The organism is Roseospira goensis (assembly GCF_014197795.1).
Lineage (GTDB): Bacteria > Pseudomonadota > Alphaproteobacteria > Rhodospirillales > Rhodospirillaceae > Rhodospira > Rhodospira goensis.
In genome coordinates, this window is record NZ_JACIGI010000006.1 from 54,180 (window position 1) to 77,754 (window position 23,575).

Here is a 23,575-nt window from a genome sequence, read left to right on the forward strand (position 1 = left end):
CGATGATCCTGTTTCCCGCCATCGACCTGAAGGACGGTCAGTGTGTGCGCCTGCTCAAGGGCGACATGGACCGCGCCACCGTGTTCAACGACAGCCCCGGCGCCCAGGCCCGGCTGTTCGTCGATGCCGGCTGCCGTTGGCTGCATGTCGTCGACCTGAACGGTGCCTTCACCGGCCACCCCGTCAACGAGGCGCCGGTGGAGGCCATCCTCGCCGCGGCCGGCCACCGTGATGTGCCGGTGCAGCTCGGCGGCGGCATCCGCGACCTGTCGACCATCGAGTTCTGGCTGGAGAAGGGGGTCGCCCGCGTCATCCTGGGCACCGTGGCGCTGCGCGACCCGGCGCTTGTGCGCAAGGCCTGCGCCGAGTTCCCGGGCCGGATCGCGGTCGGCATCGACGCCCGCGACGGCCGCGTGGCGGTCGAGGGCTGGGCCGAGACCTCCACCGTGACCGCGCTGGATCTGGCACTGCGGTTCGAGGACGCGGGCGTTGACGCCATCATCCACACCGACATCGACCGCGACGGCGTCATGCAGGGGCCCAACCTGGAGGCCACCGCCGCCCTGGCCGCGCGCCTGACCACGCCGGTGATCCTGTCCGGCGGCATCGCGTCGCTGGACGACGTGCGCGCGGTGGCGCGGCGGCGGGCCAGCGGCCTGGTCGGCGTCATCAGCGGCCGCGCCCTGTATGACGGCCGCCTCGACCTGGCGGCGGCGCTGCGGGTGCTGGCCGACACCGACGGCAACGGGGCCGCGCCATGCTGAAGATGCGGGTCATTCCCTGCCTGGACGTCAAGGACGGTCGCGTCGTCAAGGGTGTGAACTTCGTCAACCTGCGCGACGCCGGCGACCCGGTGGAGCAGGCCACGGTCTACGACGCCGCCGGCGCGGACGAGCTGTGCTTCCTCGATATCACCGCCAGCAGTGACAACCGCGAGACCCTTTACGACGTGGTCGCCCGCACCGCCGACCGCTGTTTCATGCCGCTCACCGTGGGCGGCGGCGTGCGCACCGTGGACGACGTGCGCCGGCTGCTGCTCGCCGGGGCGGACAAGGTGTCCATCAACACCGCCGCCGTGCGCAATCCCGACTTCGTGCGCGAGGCCGCCGAGAAGTTCGGCACCCAGTGCATCGTGGTGGCGGTGGACGCCAAGCGGGTCGGCCCCGACCGCTTCGAGATCTTCACCCACGGCGGCCGCGAGCCGACCGGCATCGAGGCCATCGGTTGGGCGCAGCGCATGGTGGAGCTGGGCGCGGGCGAGATCCTGCTCACCAGCATGGACCGCGACGGCACCCGCCAGGGCTTCGACATCCCGCTGACCCGGGCGGTGGCCGATGCCGTGCGCGTGCCGGTCATCGCGTCGGGCGGGGTCGGGACGCTCGACCACCTGGTCGAGGGCATCCGTGACGGCCACGCGACAGCCGTCCTGGCGGCGTCGATCTTCCATTTCGGCGAACACTCGATCGCCGACGCCAAGGCCCACATGCGCGCCGCCGGCATCGCGGTGCGGGAGGACGATCATGGCAGCCCCCGAAGCTGACGGCGCCGCGGCGCCGCCCGATGGGCGCGTGCTCGACCACCTGAGTCGGGTGGTGGATAGCCGCAAGGGCGCGGACCCGGCGGAGTCGTACACCGCCAAGCTGTTCGCGCGCGGCCCCGCCAAGATTGCCCAGAAGCTGGGCGAGGAGGCCACCGAGGTGGTGGTGGCCTCGCTGGCCGAAGGCCCCGACGCCGTGGTCACCGAGAGCGCCGACCTGTTGTATCACCTCGCGGTGCTGTGGGCGCAGGCCGGGGTGGCGCCGGAGGCGGTGTGGACCGAACTGGCGCGCCGCTTCGGCACCTCGGGCCTGGAGGAGAAGGCGGGCCGAACCGCCGAATAGTGGCCCGGCGCCCACGCGGGAGCGTGGGCGCGAGGGATGATATGGCGCCCACGCGGGAGCGTGGGCGCGAGGGATGATATGGCGCCCACGCGGGAGCGTGGGCGCGAGGGATGTTATGGCGCCCACGCGGGAGCGTGGGCGCGAGACCCCGATTTCTCGGTCCCACGCTCCGGCGTGGGACCGCGTGGGCGTGAGAGTCCCTCTCTCGGTCCCACGCTCCGGCGTGGGACCGCGCCCAGCGCCCTACGACGTCAGCACCGACGCCCGCGCGTCCGACGGCCCCACGTTGGGCCGCTCGATCGCGCGCAGGATCTCCGGCAACCCCACCGAGCCCACCACGCCGCGCTCGGCCACGTGCACCGGGCGACGGCCCGACGGGTCCTCGTGGAAGAAGGTCAAGGCCTCTTCCAGCGTCGCCTGCGCCGACAGCACGGCCCCGCGCGCGCCCTTGATCTCCGCACTCGTCACCGCCTTCACGCGCAGCACGCGGGCGCGGTTGATGTCCTTGACGAAGTCGGCGATGTAGGCGTCGGCGGGCCGCATCACGATCTCGGGCGTGGTGCCCTCCTGAACCACGGCGCCGTCGCGCAGGATGGCGATGCGGTCGCCGATGCGCAGCGCCTCGTCCAGGTCGTGGGTGATGAACACAATGGTCTTCTTCAACTCGCCCTGCAGGGTCAGCAACACGTCCTGCATGTCGGTGCGGATGAGCGGATCGAGCGCCGAGAACGCCTCGTCCATCAGCAGGATGTCGCAGTCGGTGGCGAGCGCGCGGGCCAGCCCCACGCGCTGCTGCATGCCGCCGGACAGGGCGGCGGGGTAGCGCTGCTCGAAGCCGGTCAGGCCGACCCGCTCGATCCAGACGCGGGCGCGGTCCTCCGCCGCGCGCCGGCCGAGCCCCTGCACGCGCAGACCGTAGGCCACGTTGCCCAGCACGGTGCGGTGCGGGTGCAGGGCGAAGCGCTGGAACACCATGCTGGCGCGGTGGCGCCGGAAGTGCCGCAGGGCGGCCCCCGACAGCGCCGTGACCTCGGCGCCGTCGATCAGGATACTGCCGGCGGTGGGGTCGATCAGGCGGTTCAGGTGGCGGATCAGCGTGGACTTGCCCGACCCCGACAGGCCCATGACCACGTGCACGTCGCCGGCGCGCACGGTCATCGAGATGTCGTCCAGCCCCAGCACGTGGCCGTGCCGCTCCAGCAGTTCGGTCTTGCCCACGCCCTGCTCGCGCACCAGCGGCAGAACGCCGGCGGGGTTCGGGCCGAAGATCTTGTACAGATCGCGGATGATGATCTTGTCCTCGCCCGCGGCGGCGTCCGCCGGCGGCGTTCGGTCAGCGCGTCTCATCGCGGTACCTCTGCAACCGGCGGCCGTAGGACTGGGTGACGCGGTCGAAGATGATCGCCAGCATGACCACGGCGAGGCCGTTCAGCACGCCCATGGCGAAGTACTGGTTGGTGACCGCGCGCAGCACCGGCTGGCCCAGGCCCTTGACCCCGATCATTGAGGCCACGACGACCATCGCCAGCGCCATCATGATGGTCTGATTGACCCCGGCCATGATGTTCGGCAGCGCCAGCGGCACCTGAACACCCCACAGCCGTTGCCACGGGCTGGCGCCGAAGGCGTCGGTGGCCTCCAGGACCTCCTTGTCCACGAGCCGGATACCGAGATCGGTCAGGCGGATGACCGGGGGGATGGCGTAGACCACCACCGCCATCAGCCCCGGCACCTTGCCCAGACCCAGCAGCATGACCACCGGGATCAGGTAGACGAAGCTGGGCATGGTCTGCATGACGTCGAGCACCGGCACCACCGCGGCCTTCAGCCGGTCGGAGCGCGACAGCAGAATGCCGATGGGAATCCCGACGACCACGGCGATCAGGGTGCACACCGAGATCATCGCCATGGTGCGCATGGTGTCTTCCCACATGCCCAGGTAGCCGATGAGCAGGAAGGAGGCCACCACCAGGGCCACCAGCCGCCAGCCGCGGCTGGCGCCGTAGGCCAGGGCGGCGACGGCCAGGATCACCAGCCACCAGGGGGCGCCGAGCAGAAGCTGCTCGAACCACACCATCAGGCGCAGCAGCGGCGTGAAGGCGTCCTCGATGGCGGCGCCGTAGGTGCGGGTGAAGGCCCGGTACGCCTCATCGATGGCGCGATTGAACGCGCGCAGCGACTCGTCGTCCATGGCCGGGAAGTCGATCAGCCAGTTTGGCTCCGCCATCGGTCGGATCCTCCGATGGGCCCCGTCAATCGCCCTCGGGGCGGGCGGGGGCGACGGGCGCGGGGCCGGGCGCGATCCCGCCGCGCGACCGCGCGCGCGGTCGCACCCGGCTCTCGACGGTCTACAGCGCCGCCTTCACGGTCTCCGCCACGTCGGCCGGAACCCAGTCGGTCCAGACCTCGGGGTAGGTCTCCAGGAAATGGAGCGCGCCGGCCTCGCCGGTGGCCTGGTTGTCCTCCTGCCACGCCAGGACGGCGTTGATGACGTCGTTGGGGATGGTGACGCTGGAGACGAAGGCGTAGGCGTCGGGGTTGTTCTCCGCGAACGCGGTCGTGGTCAGCGTGAGCACCTCCGAGGACGGGTACATGTTGGGCTGCGGATCCGCGCAGTCGCGGCTGGTGACGCAGTCCCAGGTCTCCGGATCGTGGTCCATGCCGCCGATCATGACCATGTCATACTTGCCCATCACCGGGGTCGGCTCGAAGTAATAGGCGAAGATCGGCTCGCGGCGCTCGTACGCCTTGGCGATGGCGCCGGCCAGACCGGGACCGGAGCCGGGATCGAACATGGTGTAGCCGGCCTCGTCCAGGCCGTAGGCCTCGAACAGGTTTTCGTTGACGATCTGGCACTGCCAGCCCGACGGGCAGGTGTAGAAGCGGCCCTTGCCCGGCTCTTCCTGGTCGGGGAAGAGCTGCGCGTTCTGGCGGATGCCCTCGATGGTCGCCAGTTCGGGGTGCTCGTCGACCATGTACGCCGGTACGAACCAGCCCTCCTGGCCGCCGTCCTCCAGCGTGCGGGTGGCCACCTTGACGCGGCCTTCGGCTTCGGCCTCGGCGATCACCTCCTTGGCGGCGTTGGGCCAGATCTCGGGCGCCAGGTCCGGTTCGCCCTTCTCGGTCATGGACGTGATGGTCGGCACCGTATCGCCCGGCACCAGTTCGGCGTCGCAGCCGTAGCCCTCGTTGAGGACGATCTTCTGCAGGTTGGCGAGCATGGCCGCCGAGGTCCAGCTCATCTCGGCGATGGTGACCCGGCCGCAGTCCTCGGCGGCCGCGGCCGCGGTCGGCGTGGCGAGAACGGCCAGCGACGTCGCCGCCATGGCGGCGGCGCCCGCGATCAGCGTGTGCATGATGGACTCGTCCCTGTTCCGGTGGCGCTTGGGGTGTCGGTTGTCAGTGAGGGTGGTCCCAGGGTGCGGAACACGTGGCACCGGAGCCGGGCGGGCGCAATGGCCGCGCCGCTCCCCCGCAAGCTGTCGACAAGCCTAGCGGCCCTGGCCGGAATGTGCAAACCCCGGGGATGTGTGCGGATTCACGCGGCCGGCGCTGCCGCCTCCAGCACCGCGTCGAGCAGCGCCAGGAACTGGCCGCGCATGGGGTCGGCCTCGCGGTAGATCTCGTGGCAGGCGCCTTCGATCTCGACCAGCCGGGCGTTGGGCAGGCGCTCGGCCAGGCGGCGGATGGCGCGGTTGCTGACGATCCGCTCCTCGCTCGCCAGGGCGATGCCGACCGGCTGGGTGACCGCGGACCAGTCCTGACGCTCCAGGGTGGCGATGGAGGCGCGGGCGGCCCGCACCCAGCCCCAGGTGGCGCCGCCGAGGGCCAGGTCCGGATTGGCCGCGATCTGGTCCAGCCCGGCCTGGAAGGCGTCCGGGTCGTGCGTCACCACGTTGCCCTCGAAGCGCTCGCGCTCCGGCGTCCAGCGTTCGCCGCCGGCGACGTAGTCGGTGGCGCGGCCGCGCCGGATCGCCGCGGCGGTGAGGGCGTCGGCCACCCAGGCCGGGGCGCAGCCGTGGTGGATGCCGACCATCGGTGCGCTCAGCACGACGCCGGCGAAGCGCGCGGGCTGGCGGGCCAGCAGCCGTAGCGCCAGGTGTCCGCCCATCGAATGTCCGACCAGCACCAGCGGATCGTCGCCCACGTCGGGGCCGACGCGGCTCTCCAGCAGCGCGTCGGCATCGGCCAGGTAGGTCTCGAAGCGGTCGATGTGGCCCTTGTGGCGGTCGGGCAGGGGCCGCGGCGAGAGCCCCTGCCCGCGCCAGTCCAGCGTCCAGACCGTCCACCCCTGCGCCCGTATATGGTCGATCAACGCCAGGTGCTTCTCGATGAATTCGGTGCGGCCGTTGAACAGCAGCACGACGCCGCGCCGCGGCCCCCGGGCCAGCCAGCGCGCGGCCCGCAGCTCGGCGCCGTCGGGGGCGGTGACCCACAGGGTTTGTCCGCCGGTGGAGTCGATCGAGGGCAGGGTGTCCATCGCGGGGCTCTCCTGGTTTGTGCTTGGCGTCAGCGTCGCTTCTCCCGGCCCTTCAGGGTGGCCAGGACCTCGGTCGCGAGCGCCCCGATCTCGCGCGCGGCCGTCGACGAGGGCTGGTATTCCACCACGCCCTTGCCCTCCATCATGCTGGCGGCGTAGGCGACGCGGTTGCCCATCTTGGTGTGGGCGATGGGCAGGCCCTCCTCCAGCAGCCTCTCCAGCAGGATGTCCGGCAGCTTGCCGCGCGGCGGCATGCGGTTCATGACGATCAGCGCGGCGGTGTTCTCGGTTTCCGCCATATGCACCGTGGGCTGGGTAGCCCACAGGTCCATGGGGCTGGGCTGGATCGGCAGCAGCAGCATGTCGCCGGCGCGCACGGCGGCGCGGGCGTCGGTCTCGGCGTGCGGCGGCGTGTCGACGATCACGATGTCGAAGCGGTGGCGCAGCCGGTCCAACTCGGTGCCCAGGCGCCAGCCCGCCACGTCGGACAGGTGCAGCGCCACCCCGTCGGGATAGTGCGCCGCGCGCCAGGCGTGCCAGGCGGCCAGGCTGCGTTGCGGGTCGATGTCCACGATGGCGACGCTGTTCTTGCGCCGGGCCCAGGTGACGGCCAGTTGCGCGGCCAGCGTGGTCTTGCCGGCGCCGCCCTTCTGCTGGGCCACGGTGATGATACGCGCCGCCATCCGCCGCTCCTCGCTAGGCTTTGGGGTCCTGCTCCGATTCCGGTCCGGATGGTAGTCCCCCCGGGGGCGGCGGGAAAGGCCCGAACCGGGTCAGGTCTATCGGAACAACACTCCCTGACGGGGATCGGGGCGGGGATCGGGGCGGCGATCGGGGCGGGCATCGCCGGCGGGACCCGTCAGGTGCCGCACCGGCGCACCGGTGCGGGCGGCGAGGGCGGCGGCCACGGCCCGGCGATGGCAGCCGGCCGGGTCCCGTTCCAGACACAGCAGCACCACCGGCCCGGCCTCCGCCACCAGGGCCGAGGCGGCATCCAGGGCCGCGCGTCCGGCGGGCGCCGCCAGGTGCGCCGCCATGTCCGGGCCGCCGGTGTGGTCGGTCCTGGCCGGGTTCCCGAGCCCGGCCAGATGGACGTAGCGCAGCCCGGCCTCCGCCACGGCGGCCGCCAGGGCGCGCTTGGTGAAGGCGGGCCGGCGCGACCACGGCACGGCGCGCACGTCGATGACGGTGCGCACTCCCGCCCCTGTCAGGGTGGCCAGCAGGGCGGCGGGGCTGCTGCCCTGGTAGCCGATGGTGAGGATCGGTTCGGCGCCGTCCATGGTGGCCCCGCTCAGGCGCCGGCCGCCGCCGGCTCCGATCCGGCGCGCGGAAGCTCTCTGGGGGGCTGACCGCGGTCCTCCTCCGGGGTGAACACCCGGGCCTCGGCGCCCTGACCCCTGACCGGTAGATGGCCCAGGGACAGGAGCGGGACCGCCCGCACCAGCGTGGCGGTGCGGTCGGAGACCAGGATGCGGGTGCCGATGCTCTTGTTCATCACCTCCAGGCGGGCGGCCAGGTTCACCGCGTCGCCGTGCACGGTGTAGCTGAGCCGGTCCTGGGCGCCGACGGCGCCGGCCAGGACGGTGCCCGTTCCGATGCCGATGCGGGCGTGCAGGGTCTGGCCCTCGAACGGTCCGGCGTCCAGTCGCCGCTGCATCTCCAGGGCGGCCAGCACGGCGGCGCTGGCATGGTCCGGATGACGTTCGGGCAGGTTGAACACCACCAGCATGGCGTCGCCCTGGAACTGGGTCACGACGCCGCCGTGGCGTTCCAGGATCTCGACCATGGCCGAGAAATAGGCATTCAGCATCCGCACCACCCGTTCCGGCCCCAGCACCTGGGTCAGGCGCGTGAAGTCGGTGAGGTCGGCGAACAGGATGGTCGCCTCGGTCTCGTCGGGCCGCGGGTCGCCGTCCTGGGCGAGCAGGCGGCGCGCCACCTCTTCCGGCACGTACTTGCCGAACAGGTTGCGCACCCGCTCGCGCTCGCGCAGGCCCTCGACCATGCTCTGGAACGCGGCCCCGCCCTCCTGGTACTCGCGGATCAGCGAGGGTTGGGGCTGCATCGGCGGGTTGAGGTTGCCCGCCGCCACGGCCCGTGCCACCGTCGCGAACCGGACGACCGGTCGGCCGATCCAGCGCCCCAGCAGCAGCGCGGCGACCACGGACAGCGCCAGCACCCCTAGCCCCACCGCGATGGAGTTGCGCAGGCGGACGAAGGCGGGGGCCCCTTCCGTGGTCGTGAAATGGGTGCCGATCTGGAGCGGACGCGGCGAGAAGCCCTGCACGTCGCGCAGGGTGTGGACGATCGTCTCTCCGTCCAGGTGGATGCCCTGCGCCCAGCCCGGCTTGAGGTCGACCGGCCCCTTCATGCGCATCGGCTCCGCGTCCCAGAGCATGGCGAGGTGGGCGTCCGGAAAGTCGTCCAACGCCAGCAGCGGGCGCGGCGCCGTGGTGGTGGGATCCGGGCCCAGCGCAGCCCCGGTGTCCAGCAGCGGGTGGGCCAGGACCCGCGTGCGATCGTACAGAATGTACGGGATCATGACCTCATCGACGAGCAGGCGCGGCAGCGCCGAAACGATGGGCTCCAACCCGATCATTGCGAACAGGACACCGGCGGGCGCGCCGTTCCGCATCAAGGCGACGCGGATGTGGAATGCGGCGTGCCCGGTGGAGCCACGCCACACCGGGGTGCCCCACACGGGCTCGATGTTGCCCGCCTTGGCGCGTTCGATGACCTCGTCGACGAGACCCGCCACCGGCGCGCGATCGCTCCAGTCGTCGATGCGGGCGATGCCGTCGCGGCCATACCGCCGCGCCACGTGGTCGGGGGTCACCAGCGCCAGCGCCTCCAGGCGCGGGGTGCCGGCGAACAGGCCGTGGACGTAGGCGTCGACGTGCGCCGTGTCGTCCGGCGCCAGGGCGCCCTCGGCCACCATGGCCTGGGCGTTGCGGGCGACGTCCGACAGCGGTCGCAGTTGCAGCCGCAGCCACTGCTCCAGGCCGTGCAGCACGGCGCTGGAGCGTTGCAGCATCAGTTCGCGTGCCGTCTCGCCGCCGGCACGCACGTTGATGGCCAGGATGGACCCGGCCGAGAGCAGGACCAGCCCGGTGATGCCGAGCAGGAGAACGACGCGCAGGGGAATGCTCACTCGGCGGCTGGTCGGCGCGGCGTGCGGGGTGCGCCGCGCGTCTCGTCCCATCATCGACGGGGTGCCCTTTTCTCGACCGGGTTGCTGACGGGGGTGCTGACTGAGGGGGCAGCCCCGGATTTTCCAACATAGCAGGTGTTCAGGGCCGCGAAAGCTCCGTATCCTGGCCGGACGTCTCCTGGTGCGATGTCGGTCGCAGGGACGGAGCTCCGGAGTGCGGGAATAGGTGGGGGATGCGGTTTTTCTTCATCGGGACCGGCGCGGCCTTCACGATGGCCGACGATAACTTCCAGAGCAACGCGATTCTGGAATCGGAAGCCGGAGAGCGACTGCTGATTGACTGCGGAACCGATGCCCGCCGCGCCCTCAAGGCGGCCGGTCTGGGCCGCGGCGACGTCTCTGCGGTATACATCAGCCATCTGCATGGCGATCACGTCGGCGGCCTGGAGTGGCTGGGCTTCACCACGTATTTCTGTCCCGACACCGCGCGCCTGCCCCTTTATATCCACGAGGGCCTGGTCGACGCCTTGTGGCACAACTCCCTCAAGGCCGGGATGGAGGTGCTGGACTACGGCTACGGCCACCTGGGCGACTTCTTCGACGTGCGTCCGCTGCCGGCGGACGGCGGGTTTGTCTTCGGCGGCCTGCGCCTCGGCCTGGTGCCGCTGCTGCACATCCACTCGGGCGAGGCCGTCATGCGCTCCTACGGCCTCATGATGGAGGCGCCCATCGGCCGGGTGCTGTTCACCTCTGATTGCCTGCACCAGCCGGAGACCCTGATGCCGGCCTACCGCGCCGCGCACCTCATTTTCCATGACTGCGACACCGGGCCGCACTGCGGCGGCGTGCATGCGCACTACCGCGACCTCCGGACCCTGCCGGCCGACGTCAAGGCCAAGATGTGGCTGTACCATTATCCCGACGGACCGCTGCCTGACGCCCGCGCGGACGGGTTCCGGGGCTTCGTGCGCCCGGGTCAGGTGTTCGAGCTGGGGGCGGTTCCGGAGGAGGGCGGGCTGGCCGGGTTGGCCGACTGAGCGGCGGGCGGCGCGCCGTCACCGTGGCGCGGTGGACGACCCGGGCGGGCGACGAACAACCGGGTCGGCCGGCTGCGGCCGCGCACCGTGATCTCGCCGGCGGGCTCCACCTCCGTTGCGGCGTTGGCATGCCGGGCGGTGGCCTCGCTCAAGAGAATGTAGCTGCCGTGCGCCTTGTTGAGCTGCTCCAGGCGGGCGGCCAGGTTCACCTCGTCGCCGTGGGCGGTGAAGATCAGGCGGTTGGACGAGCCCACGGCGCCCAGGATGACCTGGCCGGTGTTCAGGCCGCAGCGCGTGCGCAGGCGGTGCCCGCCGGCCCCGAAGGGACGGCCGTTCAACTCGGTGACGATCGCGCGCGCGGTCTCCAGGGCCCGCCGGGCGTGGTCGGGGCAGTCCGGCCCGGAGAAGCTGATGAGCAGTGCGTCACCCACGAACTGGATGATGACGCCGCCGTGACGCTCGGCGATCGCGTTGACGGCGCCGAAGTAGGCGTTGAGGACGGCGATCAGGTCTTGGGGATGGATCTGTTCGCTGAGGGTGGCGAAGCCCTCGATGTCGGTGAACAGCACGGTCGCTTCCTGCACCTCGCCGTCGCCCGGGTTGAGGCCCTCGCCCGACTGGCTGATGCGGCGCGCCACCTCGGGAGCGACGAAGCGGGACAGGTCGCGGGCCGTCAGGCTGTCCAGGACCGCGCGCTCCAGCAGCCGCCGGCCGCGCACCAGGGCGATGGCCAGGATGGCGGTGACGGTGAGGATGGAGACGATCTTGTCGACCTCGGCGCCGATCAGCACCGTGTTGGAGGTCATGTAGGCCACGTAGTCGCGGGTGATCATGGGATCGCCCATGCGCAGTTCGGTGATGAGCGCGTAGGCCAGCAGGCCCGCCCAGCCGGCCGCCGCGGTGACGCCGGCAACGATGACGTAGACCGACTGGAACCGCAGCGCTCGCAAGGCGATGAAAATGAAGACATAGAGCAGCGTGGGGGCCTTCAGATAGAAGGGAGCCGACTGTTCGTATTGAACGTGGAAGGTCCAGATGAGGCCCATGAGCAGGCTCATGTCCACGACAACGGACACGAACAGCAGGACCGGTCCCAGCCGATCCTTGTAGGCCATCCACAGTCGGACCAGCGTAAAGGCGAGGTAGCCACCCAGAACATACGGGACGGGCATGAAGTCCGTGCTGCCGGAGGTCTTGGGGGCGACGAGATACAGTGTGCCAAACAGCACTACCACGCTGAGCTGAACCCAACCGATCAGGATCTCGCTTTGCCGCTGCTGGGCGTCCACGGTCGCACGCACGCGCTCCGGCAACCGGTCGTCCGCGCGGGCGCCGAGAATGAAGCGCGCAAGTCGACGATTCTTGCTCACGGCTTTCCCCCTTTTATCGCGCAGCGGTCGCGCGCCGACAGGGCGGACGGGGGCTCCCCCCGATGGACCGAATGAGGTAAGGATGGGGCCAGTCCCGGGGCGAGAGTATGGGGGGGTGCGATGAAACGACCAGATCTTTCCGGATCCGGAGTGGACGTGAGCCGGCGGCGGGGTGTGGCGTGACGGCGGCGTCGACTCCTCTCAGGGCGCTTGCGCGCGGCGGACTGGCCGTGCTGACGGCGGTGAGTCTGCTCGCTTTGGTCGATCTGCTGGGCGAGGCGGTGGCCGCCCGCGCCGGCGCGTTCGGGGGCGGGGGGGTGCTGGCGGCGCTGCCCGACCCGGTGGGCCGCTGGCTGTCGCCGCCGCCGTATGCGTTGCTCTCGCCGGTCGGTCTGGCGGGTTTCGGGGGGCTGGCCCTGGTGGCGGCGCTGTCGGGCATCGGGGCGTCACGCCTGGGGGCGCGTCGCGGCGCCGGTCTGCTGGCGCTGCTTGGCTTGATAGCCCCGCTTGCCATCTGGAACCCCTTGGCCATCGCCGTGATGGGGGGCCAGGCCCTGGTTCTGGCCGCGGGCCGGGGGGGCGCCGGCGCGGACGATCCCGCGCGCACGCGGGCCGCGGCGCAGGCGGCGCGGGTGCTGGGCCTGACGGCGGCGGTGCTGCTGACCTGGACGACACCCCCGGCGTTGGTCGTGACGCTGGTGGCGGTGGCGCTGGCGCCGACCGCCCTGGAGGCCCTCAGCGCCCCGGTGGCAGGGACCGCGACGGAGGACGCGTCGAGTCGGTCCGGCGCCGCGGTGCCTGCCGCGCCCGCGCCGGCTGCGCCACCGGCATTGGCGGCCGTGGCCGTGGCGCCGGAGCCGACCCCCGACGCCGGGGCCGGCCCGTTTGGCCATGATCCCGTCGCCGCCCTGGAGCATCTGGCGCCGGCATCCGCCCTGGTCGAGGCGGCGCGGGCGGCGCTGGCCCGGGGCGAAGTCCCCATCGTGGCGGTGGTGCGCCTGGACGGTCTGGCCGGCATCGCGGAGCATCTCGGCGTCCGCGGCGGCGAGGCTCTGTTCGCCGAGTCCACGGAGCGCCTGGCGGCGGCGCTGCCGGACGATGGCATGCTGTCGTGGATGGGTGACGAGACCTTCGCGGCCCTCTTGCCGGCGGCGGGCTGTCCGGACCTGGGGGTGCTGGGCGAGACGCTGGCCGCACCCTTCACCGAAGACCTGATCGTCGACCATCGCCCGATCTCGATGGAGGATGCGGTGCACGTCGATGCCATGGCGCTGGATCAGGCCGCGCTGGCGGATCTCGCCAGTTTGGCCAAAGCCGGAGCACCGGGGAGCACCGTGTCAGAGTAGCACTTCTTTTCGATGTACAAATGGGCGGGGCCATGGAAAGATAGCTTGCGTTGCGAAGAATGATACTCCGGTCTGGGGGTCGCCATGTTTTCAGTGGTCCTGTCGAGCACAGCCTCAGAAAACCTGGGGTTTCATAAGCATCTCGAAGGAGAGGATGCTCATTCCGCACCAAGGGTTCGCGCTTCTGTTTCGGTTCAGCCTACCTTATGCGAGCCGACGAATGAACAGACTTCATTTGTCGGCTGGCCGGTGCGTCGGCACCGGCGCTGCGAAGCGGCGAAGGCGATTAAGCGGACGAGTCCAGTCAATCGCCGATCGGTATTAGAGATCTTAGGGAGGGGGTTTTGCTTGTGCGACCAAGGTATCATGATGTCACCGGCCTCAGGGTATAAACGAGTTGTAATATTCACGAATAAAAATTATCGCACTCTTTTCTGGTCTATAAAATCAGTAGGCGTCATTAGTTATTCAAGTTCAATAAAAATTTTTTTTCGGTGTTGCGTTGTTATAGCTCTCCTAAATGTTGTTGCCTGCGAGGCTCCCGGCACGCCGAGGCTGCGTACATTTGCTTCAGACGGGGAGGGCCCTTTCCTTCAAGGATGTCAGAATGTTTCGCGAACTGCCCGGGCAGATGACTATATAACGGAATTTTACTTAAGCACTTCGGCCTCCGCTTCACTGGAGGGTATAATGCAGGGCTTCGTTGCGGGTGCGTCGGAGGCTGGCGGGGCTGGCAAGTTCTTGAAGGGAGCTTTCGAAGATTCTGATAAAATTATGGGCAGGCGAACGAACAGCTTGCCATTTGAGCCGGATCCTTTCTGCCATGGATTCGATGCTGATCCGAGTGCTGTCTCACGCGTCGTTGAAAGTATTCTTCCCCTTTTGGGTAATCCAATTGTCGTTTCTGATCCCGTCAATGGAGATTTTGAGACTGATTTCAAGCTGCGTCAGCACAAGGCGGCACAGTGGGTTGACCGGTATATTATCAGAGTTATTGAACGAGAGCCGAAAGGATCTAATGTATACGTAATGCGATTGCTGTACATATCAAGAGATGGGAAAGTCTTTAATCAGGCCCTTTCTGTCGGTCATAACGAAACCTGGATCCTCACACAGATCAGGGACCGCCTCCCTCTCTAGAGTCCGAGCTCCTGCACCAGCATCTCCAGGCGGGCCACGTCGTTGACCACGAGCGCCTCGCGTTCCCGGGTCACCAGCCCCTTGCGCGCCAGGTCGTTGAGGACCCGCGCGACGGTCTCGCGCGTGGTCGAGACCCGGCTGGCGATGTCGGCGTGAATCGGGATCGGCCGGATGACGGCGCGCCCCTCGGCGTCGACGCCGGCGGTCTCGGCCTGGCGCAGCAGGTCGGCCTGAACCCGGTTGTTGGCGCCGAGGGTGGACAGCTCGACGATGCGTTCGGTCGCGGTGCGGATGATCGCGGACATGCGTTGCATGACGATCAGGCCGAGGGCCGGGTGTTCAGTGAGAAGGGTCAGGAACCGCGCCGCCGGCAGCACGGCGATCCAGCAATCCGTGACGGCGAGCACGCTGGCCGAACGCGGCGCGCCGTCGAAGGCGGCCAGCTCGCCGAAGAATCCGCCGGCCTCGATGTCATCAAGCGCCACTTCGCGGCCGGAGGCGGTGTAGATGATGATCCGGGCCGTGCCCTGCACGACGAAGTGCACGTCGCGGCTGTCGCTGTCCCGGTCCAGGATCTGTTCCTGGGCGGAGCACCGGCGCCAGTGGCACTGGCGCGCGACCTGCTCCCGATCGGCCTCAGACAACGCGGCGAACAGGCTGACCGCTCCCAGGCCTGGTGGGCGCGGGGCAATCGCACTGCGCGGAGCGTTGCGAGCCATGGAATATCCCCGTTCCTGATGCCCGGGTCCCTGATGCCCGGGTCCCTGGTGCCCGGGTCCGATCCCGACCCGTTCGCCGGGCACGCGCCTTGCATCCGGTCGGCACCGCCAATCATGCGGTGGAAAACCGCGGTCTGGCAACACGAAGGCGCCGGTCGCTCCCTGCGCGACAATGGTCGCGTACTGTTTCCCCTACCGTCCGGCGGGCGGCACCGATAGCATCGCCGCATGAATCGGCACGCAGACCACGCGCGCGTCGCGGGGACGGAGCCCGCTCCCATACCCGCGGGGGAGCCATGGGCGGCGATCGGCGTCTGTATGGCGTCGCTCGTCCCGGACATGCTGTGCCTGTGCGATGCCGACGACCATGTCGTGGAGATGAACCCGGCCGGTCTGGCCCTGCTCGGGGCGGTGTCGGGCGAGGCGGTGCAGGGCCAGCCGTTCGCGCGCTTCATCCATCGTGATTTCGAACCCCTGGCCGTCCTTGGCCTGGAGGCGCTGGCCGACGAGCCGGAGGGGCTCTCGCTGATCCTGTGTGGTCTGGACGGCGGGGCGCGGGAGGTGCACGTGCGGGCGCGCCGGGTGGCCGCGCTGGCGCCGGGGGGACCGCCGGGCCTGCTGCTGCATGCCCGCGACGTGACCGCGCAGATCCGCGCCGTGGAGGGGCTCCTGGCGAGCGAGGCGCGCTTCCGGAGCCTGGTGGAACGGGCGTTCAGCTTCGTGTGTGTGCTGCGGGACGGCCGAGTCGCCTACATGAACGGGGCGGGGCGTCGTCTGCTGCGGCTGGGGGAGAGCGAATCGATCATCGGCCGCTCCTTCGCCACGCTGCTGCATGCGGATTATGCGGGCGTGTTGGACCTGGGTCTGGAAGCTCTGACCGCGGAGCCGGATCTGCTTCCCGTGCGCATGCTGGCGGCGGATGGGGCGGTGCTGGACGTCGAGGCGCGCTTCGTCGGCTTCGGCGGCGAGGGGGCCGGAACGGTGATGGTGGAGGCGCGCGACATCACCGACCGCAAGCGGGCCGCCCAGGCCCTGCGCGACCGGGAGCAGCGCCTGAAAGGCATTCTCGATTCGGTCTCCGAGGCCATCGTGACCACCGATGGCGCGGGCATCATCCAGTCGTTCAACCCGGCGGCGCAACGCCTGTTCGGGTATGCCGCCGACGAGATCGTCGGGCGCCGCGTCGCGGACCTGGTGCCGGACGAGCATGTCGCCGTGCACGAGGCACATTTCCGAGCCCCGGTGGCCGGGTGCCCTGGCCGCGCGCTCGGCGTCACCCAGGAGCTGGAGGGCCGGCGCAAGGACGGTAGCCGCGTGCCGATCGAGATCGGCGTGACGCGCCTCAACCTCGGCGGAGGCGTCCTCATCACCGGGATCATCCGCGACATCACCGAGCGCCGCCGGCGCGAGGAGGCGGAGCGGCGCTACACCGAAGACCTCGAAGCCCAGGTCCAGGCACGCACGCGCGAGGTGCGGCGCCTGGGCCGGCGTACCGAACTGATTCTCAAATCGGCCGGGGACGGCATCATCGGGGTGGACGAGGCCGGGGTCGTCACCTTCGCCAACCCCCAGGCCGAGCGCCTGCTGGGCGTCGGCGCGGCGGCCATGCGCGGCCGGGCGCTGGAGTCGGTGTTCCACGTGCGCGACCGCGACGGCGGCCCGCCGGCGGGCGTTGCCGCCCTGCTGGCCGGGGACGCGGCGGAGACCCAGGGCGAGACCACCGTGCTGCGGCAGAGCGGGCCGGACCTGGTCGCCGAATACGCGGTGGCCCCGATCACCGACGACGGCCGCTGCGCCGGGGCCGTGGTGATGCTGCGCGACGTCACGGCCCGCAAGGAATTCGAACAGCGCTTGCGGCTGGCCTTCACCGTGTTCCGAACCACGGCCGAGGCGATCGTGGTCTGCGACCCCGGCCATGCCGTCACCATGGTCAACCCGGCGTTCACCCAGATCACCGGCCATGCAGAACGAGACGTGATCGGCCGTCCGGTCTCCGACGTCCTGTTCGACCGGCCGGATCGCTTCACGGCCATGGTCGGCGACGTCTTCGGTCGGGCCGGAACCTGGTCCGACGAGTTCTGGCACCGCCGCGCCGATGGCAGCGCGCTGGCGGTGCGTCTGGTGGCGACGGCGGTGCGCGACGATCAGGGTGAGGTCCGGAACAGCGCCCTGGTGGTCAGCGACATCACCCAGCGCAAGCGCGACGAGGAGCGCATTCACTATCAGGCCCACCACGATCCGCTGACCGGGCTCGCCAACCGCACGATGTTCATGGATGTGCTGGCGCGGGCCGTCCACGATTCCAACCAGAGCGGGTGCGGGTTGGCGCTCATGTTCCTGGATCTCGATGGGTTCAAGAGCGTCAACGACACCCTCGGCCACGATGCCGGCGACCTGCTGCTCAAGGGGGCGGCGCAGCGCATCGCCGGCGCCGCCCGCCAGGGCGACACGGTCGCCCGCCTGGGCGGCGACGAGTTCACGGTCCTGCTGCCGGGGGTCGCGGAGGCGGACACCGCCGCCCGGGTGGCGGCGCGCATTCTCCGGACGGTCTCGGCGCCCTACGGTCTGAAGGGACAGGAGGCCCGCATCTCCACCAGCATCGGTGTCGCCATGGCGCCCGGCGACGGCACCGACGCCGAAACGCTGCTGCGGCACGCCGACGCCGCGATGTACGGCGCGAAAGCCGGCGGCAAGGGTACGGTCCACTTTCACGGCGCCGGCGCCGGGCCGCACCCGGACACCGCCCGCGGGGACGCGGCCCGGGACGTGTAATCGGGCGTGTGAGCGGGCGCGTGGCGTGACCGCGATGCGCGCCGACGCGCCATCGGACTGGACCGGGGGCCATCCCTGCTGGTATGACCCTGCCACAAACATGGTCGTATGGCGTGTCATCGCGACGTCTGGCGAGGGCGCGGCGTCGGGGGCCCGGTCGCCCGCCGAGTCCGGAAAGGCGGTCCGGTCCAATCGCGCCCTGGCATCCGTGTGCGGCGCTGGTATCATGGCGCGACACTCGGGTATCCCCGCGACATCCCGCGACATGCGGCCCATCCCCAGAACAGGAGAGGAGACACCCATGGCCCTGGTATCGCTGCGCCAAGTCCTCGATCACGCCGCCGAACACGGCTACGGCGTGCCGGCGTTCAACGTCAACAATATGGAACAGGTCCTGTCGATCATGAACGCGGCCCAGAAGACCGATTCCCCGGTCATTCTCCAGGCCAGCCGCGGCGCCCGCAATTATGCCGGCGACATTATGATCCGGCACATGATTCAGGCCGTGGCCGAAATGTATCCCGACATTCCGGTCGTGATGCACCAGGACCACGGCAATTCCATGTCGACCTGCCTGTCGGCCATCGCCAACGGCTTCAGCTCGGTGATGATGGACGGCTCGCTGGAGGAGGATGCCAAGACCCCGGCCTCGTACGAGTACAACTGCGCCGTCACCGGCAAGGTCGCCGAGGCCGCCCACATGGTCGGCGTGTCGGTCGAGGGCGAGCTGGGCTGCCTGGGCTCGCTGGAGACCGGCAAGGGCGACAAGGAGGACGGTCACGGCTTCGAGGGCACGCTGGACCACTCCATGCTGCTGACCGACCCGGACGAGGCCGCCGACTTCGTGGCCCGCACCAAGGTGGATGCCCTGGCGGTGGCGATCGGCACCAGCCACGGCGCCTACAAGTTCACCCGCGAGCCGACCGGCGACATCCTGGCGATGACCGTCATCAAGGAGATCCACAAGCGGCTGCCGGACACCCATCTGGTCATGCACGGCTCCTCGACGGTGCCCAAGGACCTGCAGGAGCTGATCAATGACCACGGCGGCGCCATGCCCGAGACCTGGGGCGTGCCGGTCGCCGAGATCGTCGAGGGCATCAAGAACGGCGTGCGCAAGGTCAACATCGACACCGACTGCCGCATGGCGATCACCGGTTCCATCCGCAAGGTGCTGGCCGACAAGCCGGAGGAGTTCGACCCGCGCAAGTACCTGAAGCCCTCCATGGAGGCGATGCAGAAGGTCTGCGAGGACCGCTACGAGGCCTTCGGCACGGCCGGCAAGGCCTCGAAGATCAAGCCGATCCCGCTGGCCGAGATGGCGAAGCGCTACGCCTCCGGCGAGCTGGATCCCAAGATCAAGACCCAGGCCACGGCGGCGTAACAGCGGTCGCGGCGCGACAGCGGCACCGACGAGCGACGGGGGGCGGGCGGTCCGGACGGGCCGCCCGCCCTCGCGCTTTGGGGTCGGGGCACGACGACCGCCAGCGGGGGCCTCCCGCCCAGGCCGCGGCCCGGTGTTCCGAGGCCGGGTGTTCCGATTGCGGCCCGTCATCGTTGACAGGACCGGCGACCGTCTAGACATGCCGGCGTGGATCCGTTCCGAACCCGCTCTCACCACGAAAGGACCCCGACCATGATCCTGCATCGCCGTGCCCTGGCCCCGCTCGCCCTGGCGGGGGTTCTGTTCGCCGCCACCGTCACCACCAGCCCGGCCGTGGCCGCCGGCGACGGCCTGGTGCGGCTCCAGAGTCCGCATTCCGTCGACGTCACCCTGCAGCGCCTCAAGGATGCGATCACGGCCAAGGGGGTGACCATCTTCGCCGAGGTCAATCACGCCGAGGGCGCCGCCGGGGTGGGCAAGGCCCTGCTGCCGACCCAGCTTCTCGTCTTCGGCAGCCCCAAGATCGGTGCCCCCCTGATGACGGAGGCCCGCACCATCGGCATCGACCTGCCCTTGAAGGCGCTGGTGTACGAGGACGTCGACGGTCAGGTGTGGCTGGCCTACAACGATCCGGCCTGGTTGGCCGCGCGCCACGGGCTCGCGCCCGACCTGGCCCCGTTCCAGGGCATGACCCAGGCCATCGAGGGCTTCGCCGCAGCGGCGGTCACGGAGTAGGCAGACGCCGGCGCGCGATGCGGGACTGCCTCCGTTGTTGCCAGGGTGGCGGCGTCGGGGCTATGACTCTGACGCAGAGGCGCCATGCGTCCATTTCCGCCGCGATCCGTTCCGCCCGGCCAGGGAGCCCGCCACCGTGCCCTCCGCCAGCCCCGCTCCGTCGACCGATGCGCCGTCCCGGCCCGCCTCCGGCGAGTCGTCCGGTACGGCGGCCGCGACCGGACCCGTCCTGGCCGTCGAGGACATCCACAAGCGGTTCGGCGAGATCGAGGTGCTGCGCGGCATCTCGCTGGAGGCGCACACCGGCGACGTGGTGTCCATCCTGGGCTCCAGCGGGTCGGGCAAGAGCACCTTTCTGCGCTGCCTGAACTTCCTGGAGACGCCGACGGCCGGCACCATCCGCCTGCACGGCGAGGAGATCCGGACCCGCCGCGACCGATCGGGCGCGTTGCGGCCCGCCAGCCACGGCCAGCTCGTGCGGCTGCGGACCCGTGTGGGCATGGTGTTCCAGCAGTTCAATCTTTGGCCGCACATGACGGTCCTCGACAACCTAACGGAGGCGCCGCGCCGGGTGCGCGGGCTCGGCCGGACGGACGCCATCCGGATGGCGGAGGCGCTGCTGGAAAAGGTCGGGCTGGCCGACCGGCGCGACTACTACCCGGCGCACCTGTCGGGTGGCCAGCAGCAACGCGCGGCGATCGCCCGCACCCTGGCGATGGACCCCGAGGTGATCCTGTTCGACGAACCCACCTCGGCGCTGGACCCGGAACTGGTCGGCGAGGTGCTGGCGGTGATGGAGGCGCTGGCCGAGGAGGGCCGCACCATGCTCATCGTCACCCACGAGATCGGCTTCGCCCGAGACGTGTCCACGCGCACGCTGTTCCTGCACGAGGGGCGGGTGGAGGAGGAGGGGGCGCCCGAGACCGTACTCACCCATCCCGATTCCGAACGCCTGCGCAAGTTCCTGGCGCGACACCTGCACTGAGCCCACCCCAATTCCCGCGCGCCCGCCCGCCGGATCCGCGCGTTCCTTGCTCCACCGCACCGCAAGAGGGACCCTCCATGACCGGATTGCGTACCACCGCCCTGGCGCTGACCGTCGCTGTCGCCACCGCCGTCTCCGCCGGCTCCGCGTTCGCCGCCGATCCGCTGCGCATCGGCACCGAGGGGGCCTATCCTCCGTTCAACATGGTCGACGAGAACGGCAACCTGCATGGCTTCGACATCGACATCGCCAATGCCTTGTGCGCCGAGATGGAGCGCGAGTGCACCTTCGTGAAGCAGGACTGGGACGGCATCATCCCGGGCCTGCTGGCCGGCAAGTACGACGCGATCGTCGCCTCCATGTCGATCACAGAGGAGCGCAAGCAGGCCGTCGACTTCACCGACAAGTATTGGACCAACAAGCTCCAGTTCATCGCCCCGGAGGAGGTCGATCTTGACATCTCGCCCGAAGGCATGGCCGGCATGACGGTCGGCGCCCAGCGCGCTACCATCTCCGCCCAGTGGGTCGAGGAGAACATGCCCGACGTCGAGATCAAGCTGTACGACACGCAGGAGAACGCCTACCTCGACCTGGAGGCCGGGCGCATCGACGCGGTCATCGCCGACATGCTGGTGAACTACGAGTGGCTGCAGTCCGAGGCCGGCGCCGGCTTCGAGTTCAAGGGCGAGCCGGTTTTCGAGAACGACCTGATCGGGATCGCCGTGCGCAAGGGCGAGGACGCGTTGCGCGAGGACCTGAATGCCGCCCTGACCGCCATCGTCGAGGACGGCACCTACGCCGAGATCAACGCCAAGTACTTCCCGTTCAGCATCTACTGACGCCGGGACCGACGCCGGCGCATCCCGGCGATCCGGGGCGGGCGGTCGCTCGACGGATGGCTGCCCGCCGCCCGGACCGAGACGAGGGCGGGTGACCACGAGGCGCCCGCCCGGCTGCCGTCGCCCCGCCCCGCCCCGCCTGACCCTGACGACCGTGTCCCGGAGGACCCCCGCTCCGTGCCCGACCTGCATGGCTTCGGCGGCCAGCTCGCCCTCGGACTGTGGATGACCGTGCGCCTGGCGCTGTCGGCGCTGGGCATTGGCCTCGTCCTCGGCCTTGCGGGGGCGGCCGCCATGTCGGCCCCGGTCGCGCCGCTGCGCTGGGTGGCGCGGGCCTATACGACCATCATCCGGGGCATTCCCGAACTTCTGGTGGTGCTGCTGATCTACTTCGGCGCCTCGGTGGCGCTGATGGCGATCGCGCGGCCGTTCGGCTACACGGACTACATCGAACTCAGCCCGTTCATCGCCGGGTCGGTGGCGCTCGGCCTGACCTTCGGCGGCTATGCCTCGGAGGTCTTCCGCGGCGCCTTCCAGGCCGTGCCGCCCGGGCAGTCGGAGGCCGCGCAGGCGCTGGGCATGGGGCGCGCCGCCATCTTTTTCCGCATCGTGCTGCCGCAGGGCTGGCGGCTGGCGCTGCCCGGGCTGGGCAACCTGTTCCTGGTGCTGATGAAGGACACCGCGCTGGTCTCCGTCATCGGCCTGGAGGAGCTGATGCGCAAGGCGCAGTTCGCGGTGGGGGCCACCAAGGAGCCGTTCACCTTCTACCTGGCCGCGGCCGTCATCTACCTCGGCCTGACCATCGTCTCGATGGGGACGCTGGCGTGGCTGGAGCGGCGGGCCAACCGCGGCATGCCGGGGGTGCGGGCGTCATGAACGTCGACGTGATGATCGGCGCCCTGCCCAAGCTGTTGGAGGGGGCGTGGCTGACCCTGCAACTGCTGTTCATCTCCGGCTTTTTCGGGCTGCTGCTGGCGGTGCCGCTGGCGATCGCGCGCGCCTCGCCCCATGCGGCCATCAAGGCGCTGCCCTACGCCTACATCTTCTTCTTCCGCGGCACGCCGCTGCTGGTCCAGCTCTTCCTGGTCTACTACGGCCTGTCGCAGTTCGCGGTCGTGCGCGAAAGCCCGATCCTGTGGCCGATCCTGCGCGAGCCCTACTGGTGCGCGATCATTACCTTCGCGCTCCATACGGCCGCCTATATCGCGGAGATTCTGCGCGGCGCCATCCAGGCGGTGCCGCCGGGCGAGATCGAGGCCGCGCGCGCCCTGGGCATGCGGCGCTCCACCACCATGGGCCGCATCATCCTGCCGCGCGCGGCGCGCATCGCGCTGCCGGCTTACGGCAACGAGCTGATCCTGATGTTGAAGGGCAGCGCGCTGGCCAGCACCATCACGCTGCTGGACCTGACCGGCATGGCGCGAACCATCATCGCCCGCAACTACATGCCGCTGGAGACCTTCCTGATGGCCGGGCTGATCTACATGGCCATCACCTTCGTTCTGGTGCGGGGCCTGCGGTTCATCGAGCACCGCGTCAACGCCCACATGCGACCGCGACCGACCGGCCCGGCCAAGGCGACCGAGGAGGCCCCGGCCGGCCTGATGCCCCCCTCCTGACTCCCTCCTAGCGCCGATTTCGAGCGTGAATCGGCTCTACATTATTAATTTTAAAGCCGATTATCGCTACAAACCGAAATCGTGCCGCGATTTCGGTTCGTCGCAATCGGCTGTAAGG

At 69.9% G+C, this 23,575-nt stretch carries 22 protein-coding genes; 13 read left to right on the top strand and 9 right to left on the bottom strand.

Annotated features, from left to right (window positions below):
• Positions 1–2 precede the first annotated feature (2 nt).
• The 3 genes from hisA to GGD88_RS05205 are packed head-to-tail and all read left to right on the top strand — an operon-like array spanning position 3 to position 1,880.
• Entirely contained in the window at positions 3–764 is a 762-nt protein-coding gene (gene hisA, locus GGD88_RS05195) for a 1-(5-phosphoribosyl)-5-[(5-phosphoribosylamino)methylideneamino]imidazole-4-carboxamide isomerase (protein WP_184432421.1), read from the top strand.
• Positions 758–1,540: an imidazole glycerol phosphate synthase subunit HisF gene (gene hisF, locus GGD88_RS05200; protein ID WP_184432423.1), complete on the top strand. Its 783-nt coding sequence runs from the start codon at positions 758–760 to the stop codon at positions 1,538–1,540. Before hisA ends, hisF begins: the two co-directional genes overlap by 7 nt.
• A complete protein-coding gene (locus GGD88_RS05205; RefSeq protein ID WP_184432425.1) occupies positions 1,521–1,880 on the top strand; it encodes a phosphoribosyl-ATP diphosphatase in 360 nt (119 codons plus the stop codon). The genes hisF and GGD88_RS05205 overlap by 20 nt, the downstream gene beginning before the upstream one ends.
• A gap of 243 nt (positions 1,881–2,123) precedes the next feature.
• Here the strand turns inward: GGD88_RS05205 and GGD88_RS05210 are convergent, their stop codons facing one another.
• From GGD88_RS05210 to GGD88_RS05240, 7 genes are all read right to left on the bottom strand, one after another.
• The gene (locus GGD88_RS05210) at positions 2,124–3,227 is read right to left on the bottom strand and encodes a quaternary amine ABC transporter ATP-binding protein (protein ID WP_184432427.1); all 1,104 of its coding nucleotides are present in this window, start codon (positions 3,225–3,227) and stop codon (positions 2,124–2,126) included.
• Complete coding sequence (locus tag GGD88_RS05215) at positions 3,214–4,107, bottom strand: ABC transporter permease (RefSeq protein ID WP_184432429.1); 894 nt, start codon at positions 4,105–4,107, stop codon at positions 3,214–3,216. The genes GGD88_RS05210 and GGD88_RS05215 overlap by 14 nt, the downstream gene beginning before the upstream one ends.
• Before the next feature lie 121 nt (positions 4,108–4,228).
• Positions 4,229–5,236 (bottom strand): ABC transporter substrate-binding protein, encoded by a 1,008-nt coding sequence (locus GGD88_RS05220; protein WP_221237010.1) that lies wholly within the window; start codon positions 5,234–5,236, stop codon positions 4,229–4,231.
• Between the two features lie 182 nt (positions 5,237–5,418).
• On the bottom strand, positions 5,419–6,360 hold the full coding sequence (locus tag GGD88_RS05225) for an alpha/beta fold hydrolase (protein ID WP_184432431.1): 942 nt from the start codon (positions 6,358–6,360) through the stop codon (positions 5,419–5,421).
• Between the two features lie 29 nt (positions 6,361–6,389).
• Positions 6,390–7,043 carry a ParA family partition ATPase gene (gene parA / locus GGD88_RS05230; protein WP_184432433.1) on the bottom strand — a complete coding sequence of 218 codons (654 nt, stop codon included), beginning with the start codon at positions 7,041–7,043 and terminating at the stop codon, positions 6,390–6,392.
• Positions 7,044–7,139: 96 nt separating this feature from the next.
• A complete protein-coding gene (locus GGD88_RS05235; protein WP_184432435.1) occupies positions 7,140–7,640 on the bottom strand; it encodes a DUF488 domain-containing protein in 501 nt (166 codons plus the stop codon).
• 11 nt (positions 7,641–7,651) lie between these two features.
• Positions 7,652–9,565 carry an adenylate/guanylate cyclase domain-containing protein gene (locus tag GGD88_RS05240; protein ID WP_221237011.1) on the bottom strand — a complete coding sequence of 638 codons (1,914 nt, stop codon included), beginning with the start codon at positions 9,563–9,565 and terminating at the stop codon, positions 7,652–7,654.
• Positions 9,566–9,744: 179 nt separating this feature from the next.
• On the opposite strand from GGD88_RS05240, the gene GGD88_RS05245 reads away from it, so the two are divergent.
• The gene (locus GGD88_RS05245) at positions 9,745–10,548 is read left to right on the top strand and encodes an MBL fold metallo-hydrolase (RefSeq protein WP_184432439.1); all 804 of its coding nucleotides are present in this window, start codon (positions 9,745–9,747) and stop codon (positions 10,546–10,548) included.
• Here the strand turns inward: GGD88_RS05245 and GGD88_RS05250 are convergent.
• Positions 10,488–11,918: an adenylate/guanylate cyclase domain-containing protein gene (locus GGD88_RS05250; protein ID WP_184432441.1), complete on the bottom strand. Its 1,431-nt coding sequence runs from the start codon at positions 11,916–11,918 to the stop codon at positions 10,488–10,490. The genes GGD88_RS05245 and GGD88_RS05250 overlap by 61 nt on opposite strands.
• A gap of 230 nt (positions 11,919–12,148) precedes the next feature.
• Between GGD88_RS05250 and GGD88_RS05255 the strand changes: the two genes are divergently transcribed.
• Both GGD88_RS05255 and GGD88_RS05260 read left to right on the top strand, forming a co-directional pair.
• Positions 12,149–13,264 (top strand): nucleotidyl cyclase domain-containing protein, encoded by a 1,116-nt coding sequence (locus tag GGD88_RS05255; protein ID WP_184432443.1) that lies wholly within the window; start codon positions 12,149–12,151, stop codon positions 13,262–13,264.
• Between the two features lie 690 nt (positions 13,265–13,954).
• Entirely contained in the window at positions 13,955–14,404 is a 450-nt protein-coding gene (locus GGD88_RS05260) for a hypothetical protein (protein ID WP_184432445.1), read from the top strand.
• Here the strand turns inward: GGD88_RS05260 and GGD88_RS05265 are convergent.
• Positions 14,401–15,123 carry a Crp/Fnr family transcriptional regulator gene (locus tag GGD88_RS05265; protein WP_184432447.1) on the bottom strand — a complete coding sequence of 241 codons (723 nt, stop codon included), beginning with the start codon at positions 15,121–15,123 and terminating at the stop codon, positions 14,401–14,403. The genes GGD88_RS05260 and GGD88_RS05265 overlap by 4 nt on opposite strands.
• Positions 15,124–15,441: 318 nt before the next feature.
• Here GGD88_RS05265 and GGD88_RS05270 point away from each other — a divergent pair, with 318 nt between their 5' ends.
• The 7 genes from GGD88_RS05270 to GGD88_RS05300 all read left to right on the top strand — a co-directional run bounded on the left by GGD88_RS05270 (position 15,442) and on the right by GGD88_RS05300 (position 23,457).
• Positions 15,442–17,895 carry a sensor domain-containing protein gene (locus GGD88_RS05270; protein WP_184432449.1) on the top strand — a complete coding sequence of 818 codons (2,454 nt, stop codon included), beginning with the start codon at positions 15,442–15,444 and terminating at the stop codon, positions 17,893–17,895.
• A gap of 301 nt (positions 17,896–18,196) precedes the next feature.
• Complete coding sequence (gene fba / locus GGD88_RS05275) at positions 18,197–19,279, top strand: class II fructose-bisphosphate aldolase (RefSeq protein ID WP_184432451.1); 1,083 nt, start codon at positions 18,197–18,199, stop codon at positions 19,277–19,279.
• A 252-nt stretch (positions 19,280–19,531) separates the two neighbouring features.
• Positions 19,532–20,014, top strand: coding sequence for a DUF302 domain-containing protein (locus GGD88_RS05280; RefSeq protein ID WP_184432453.1), 483 nt, complete (start codon positions 19,532–19,534; stop codon positions 20,012–20,014).
• Between the two features lie 229 nt (positions 20,015–20,243).
• A complete protein-coding gene (locus GGD88_RS05285) occupies positions 20,244–20,999 on the top strand; it encodes an ABC transporter ATP-binding protein (RefSeq protein WP_184432582.1) in 756 nt (251 codons plus the stop codon).
• A gap of 77 nt (positions 21,000–21,076) precedes the next feature.
• On the top strand, positions 21,077–21,838 hold the full coding sequence (locus GGD88_RS05290) for an ABC transporter substrate-binding protein (protein ID WP_184432456.1): 762 nt from the start codon (positions 21,077–21,079) through the stop codon (positions 21,836–21,838).
• 177 nt (positions 21,839–22,015) lie between these two features.
• Entirely contained in the window at positions 22,016–22,714 is a 699-nt protein-coding gene (locus GGD88_RS05295) for an ABC transporter permease subunit (RefSeq protein ID WP_184432458.1), read from the top strand.
• A complete protein-coding gene (locus GGD88_RS05300; protein WP_184432461.1) occupies positions 22,711–23,457 on the top strand; it encodes an ABC transporter permease in 747 nt (248 codons plus the stop codon). The genes GGD88_RS05295 and GGD88_RS05300 overlap by 4 nt, the downstream gene beginning before the upstream one ends.
• Positions 23,458–23,575 lie beyond the last annotated feature (118 nt).

What these genes read in the sequence shown, in the direction of transcription:
- GGD88_RS05300 (WP_184432461.1), top strand. Translation starts at nt 22,711, where the DNA reads ATGAACGTCGACGTGATGATCGGCGCCCTGCCCAAGCTGTTGGAGGGG.
- GGD88_RS05215 (WP_184432429.1), bottom strand. Translation starts at nt 4,107, where the DNA reads ATGGCGGAGCCAAACTGGCTGATCGACTTCCCGGCCATGGACGACGAG.
- parA (WP_184432433.1), bottom strand. Translation starts at nt 7,043, where the DNA reads ATGGCGGCGCGTATCATCACCGTGGCCCAGCAGAAGGGCGGCGCCGGC.
- GGD88_RS05245 (WP_184432439.1), top strand. Translation starts at nt 9,745, where the DNA reads ATGCGGTTTTTCTTCATCGGGACCGGCGCGGCCTTCACGATGGCCGAC.
- GGD88_RS05260 (WP_184432445.1), top strand. Translation starts at nt 13,955, where the DNA reads ATGCAGGGCTTCGTTGCGGGTGCGTCGGAGGCTGGCGGGGCTGGCAAG.
- GGD88_RS05290 (WP_184432456.1), top strand. Translation starts at nt 21,077, where the DNA reads ATGACCGGATTGCGTACCACCGCCCTGGCGCTGACCGTCGCTGTCGCC.
- hisF (WP_184432423.1), top strand. Translation starts at nt 758, where the DNA reads ATGCTGAAGATGCGGGTCATTCCCTGCCTGGACGTCAAGGACGGTCGC.
- fba (WP_184432451.1), top strand. Translation starts at nt 18,197, where the DNA reads ATGGCCCTGGTATCGCTGCGCCAAGTCCTCGATCACGCCGCCGAACAC.
- GGD88_RS05235 (WP_184432435.1), bottom strand. Translation starts at nt 7,640, where the DNA reads ATGGACGGCGCCGAACCGATCCTCACCATCGGCTACCAGGGCAGCAGC.
- GGD88_RS05240 (WP_221237011.1), bottom strand. Translation starts at nt 9,565, where the DNA reads ATGATGGGACGAGACGCGCGGCGCACCCCGCACGCCGCGCCGACCAGC.
- GGD88_RS05205 (WP_184432425.1), top strand. Translation starts at nt 1,521, where the DNA reads ATGGCAGCCCCCGAAGCTGACGGCGCCGCGGCGCCGCCCGATGGGCGC.
- hisA (WP_184432421.1), top strand. Translation starts at nt 3, where the DNA reads ATGATCCTGTTTCCCGCCATCGACCTGAAGGACGGTCAGTGTGTGCGC.
- GGD88_RS05265 (WP_184432447.1), bottom strand. Translation starts at nt 15,123, where the DNA reads ATGGCTCGCAACGCTCCGCGCAGTGCGATTGCCCCGCGCCCACCAGGC.
- GGD88_RS05210 (WP_184432427.1), bottom strand. Translation starts at nt 3,227, where the DNA reads ATGAGACGCGCTGACCGAACGCCGCCGGCGGACGCCGCCGCGGGCGAG.
- GGD88_RS05270 (WP_184432449.1), top strand. Translation starts at nt 15,442, where the DNA reads ATGGCGTCGCTCGTCCCGGACATGCTGTGCCTGTGCGATGCCGACGAC.
- GGD88_RS05280 (WP_184432453.1), top strand. Translation starts at nt 19,532, where the DNA reads ATGATCCTGCATCGCCGTGCCCTGGCCCCGCTCGCCCTGGCGGGGGTT.
- GGD88_RS05220 (WP_221237010.1), bottom strand. Translation starts at nt 5,236, where the DNA reads ATGCACACGCTGATCGCGGGCGCCGCCGCCATGGCGGCGACGTCGCTG.
- GGD88_RS05225 (WP_184432431.1), bottom strand. Translation starts at nt 6,360, where the DNA reads ATGGACACCCTGCCCTCGATCGACTCCACCGGCGGACAAACCCTGTGG.